This is a genomic window from Desulfacinum hydrothermale DSM 13146 (genome assembly GCF_900176285.1).
Lineage (GTDB): Bacteria > Desulfobacterota > Syntrophobacteria > Syntrophobacterales > DSM-9756 > Desulfacinum > Desulfacinum hydrothermale.
This window is the reverse complement of record NZ_FWXF01000051.1, coordinates 1-2,628: the sequence shown is the minus strand read 5'-3', so window position 1 is coordinate 2,628 and position 2,628 is coordinate 1. Positions and strand designations below refer to the sequence as shown.

Here is a 2,628-nt window from a genome sequence, read left to right as displayed (position 1 = left end):
ATGCAAAAAAGCTTATCCACATGCTGACGCGCGGACGCCCCCGTTCAGTAAAAATGTCCAATGCCATTGCCCGGGGAAGTTACGACGCATGCAGCTACCTGGAACCGCGCATTGTGGCCCTGCTTGCCGCGCAGGTACATTCCTCGGAAAAACAGCTTCGAGATTATGTTCTGTCTGTTGAGGATATTCTTGGCGGCAAGCCCGAAGGTGGAAAAAACATCCAAATTTTAGAAGCTATAGTGGACCGGCTGATTTCCAAAATTGTACGCATAAAACGTCCCGAAGGTTGGGTCGCCTATGCTTTCTTTTCCGCGGTTGCTTATGACTCCAAACAAAAAACTTTAACTATTTCCCTTCACCCCGATATGCAAAAATACTTCCTTAACCTGAGAAAACATTTTACCTTGTTTAATTTGTGGGAGTTCCTTCAGCTTAACACAGTCTATTCACAGAAGCTCTTCCTTTTTCTTAAATCATGGGAATCGGAAGAAAGTATCGAAATCTCGTTGGATGAATTATACGAAATCATGGAAATCCCAGCATCCTTCCGCACTAACTTTTCAATTTTCCGGACCAAAGCCTTGGAAAAAGCCCAAAAAGAGATAGAACAGAAAACACAACTACGTTTTGCATGGCAACCACTACGCCAAGGCAGAAAGGTTGTAGCCATCAGGTTCTTGCATCAACAAAAAAATTTGGAACATTCCAACTCTACAGAAACTTCCAACCCCAATTCTGGCATAATACCAAACCCCCTTCGGCACCTCATAAACCTGGTACCGGAAAACCAAAAATCCGAAGCAACTGCGGTAATAACCAGTGCCCTGCGCAATGGGACCGATATAAATACGGTCCGCAATGCAATACTGTATGCCAACAAACATGCCAAATCCAACTACTCTGCCTACCTTAACAAAGCAATTGCTAACCAATGGTCACTTCCGGAATCCTCACATCCCGAAATGTACACCGAACCACAATTCACTTCGCATGAGGAACTCCTACAAAAATTTTCATCTGCACGTTACCTTCGTTCAGGACGCCAGACAGCCGAAATATATAACGAGTGTTGCAATATATACGGTCGGATGCTGTTTAAGGAGGACATCGTGGATATGGTAATGACTGGCAAAGCAGTGCTTCTCGATGACAATATGCAAAAACTGTAACCAGCCGCGCCCAGCCCCCAAATATCCAGGAATATCGTAAAACGTTCCTAAATAAATTTTTGCCCGGACAGGAAGAAAGGCATGCGCTGTGGTCGGCCGGCTTGGTGTTGTCCAGTCCGGACAGCGCTTTTTTTTTCGCCGCGCGCCAAGAAAAGTAATTTTTTTGCTTGACATTTGTTGGCTATCATGATAGCATACAAATGCAAAATGAGGGGAACGGCGAAGGAAGTGCTTCTGCCAAGTTTCCCTTAATCAAGGGGTGGGTTGTTAAACAAAATTTAGGAAAGGAGACAAGCATGGCGCAGAAAGACTGGGCAAAAGTGGTTGACGACACTGGTTGGACTGTGGCGCATGTGGCGGCGGCGAAAGGTACACTGCCGGAAGATTTCAACCAGTGGGATTTGGCGGACAAGTCGGGCTGGACGGTGGCCCACGTGGCAGCCGACCATGGGCATCTGCCGGAAGATTTTGGCGGTGTTCTGCCGGCTCCGCGGTTTGGGCTTGTGGGTCCCGGCGACAATGTATGGCATTTGGCCAACTACGCAGGCGTAACAGTAGCGCATGTGCTGGTTAGTAGGGCGCATAATAGTATGCTGCTTCGAGCTTGTAGAGGATTTGTTTCCAAAAACGTTTGGGCGCGAGAGGATGAAAACGGACGTACTCCGCTAAGCATACTGCTGGATCGCGCGCGAAATGATGTGTTTACAAACATTGCTGATCCTGAATTTTGGGCTACGGTGGTGGATCGCGACGGTACAACGGTGGCGCATTTGGCGGCGGCGCAAGGTTGTTTGCCGGAGGAGTTTGATCAGTGGGATTTGGCCGACCATGCTGGACGCACCGTGGCCTACGAGGCCATAGCTAACGGGTATTTGCCACCGCCGTGCGCAGGGGAAAACCCAGATCTGGAAATTTTGTTCCTGGGGGACGGGTGTGGGCGTATTGTGGCCGAAGAGGCCGTAAAACGCAACATGCTGCCGGAGGCAGCATGGGAACTTGAGCGGCTGCCTGTTAGTGTGTTTCATGAGGCGGCTAAATACGGCCATTTGCCCGCAGACTTTATACAATGGGACCTAAAAAAGAACTGGCTGCCGGGGGAAAGCGTGGCCCACGTGGCGGCGCGGCATGGCCATCTGCCGCCGGATTTCGACCGGTGGGAACTGGCTACGTCCGAAGATAGGTGGACCGTGGCCCACGAAGCCGCCAAACATGGCCACCTGCCACCGGATTTTGACCAATGGGAACTGGCAGACAAGCGCAGCATTACCGTAGCCCACGTGGCGGCCAAATACGGCCATTTGCCGGAAGATTTCGACCGGTGGGAGCTGGCTACAAGCGGGAGCGGATGGACCGTGGCCCATGAGGCCGCCCAACATGGCCACCTGCCGCCAGATTACAACTGGTGGAACCTGGCGCGCAACGACGGACGGACCGTGGCGCACGTGGCGGCCGAGCGGGG

Annotated in this window: 1 protein-coding gene and 1 pseudogene; both read left to right on the top strand. The window is 51.1% G+C overall.

The window, feature by feature from the left end:
• Nucleotides 1-1,169: replication initiation protein (locus B9A12_RS16515; protein WP_170920706.1), on the top strand; the 1,169-nt coding region annotated here is incomplete at its 5' end.
• Between the two features lie 296 nt (nucleotides 1,170-1,465).
• Nucleotides 1,466-2,628, top strand: a pseudogene (locus tag B9A12_RS16510) (hypothetical protein); the annotation flags it as partial.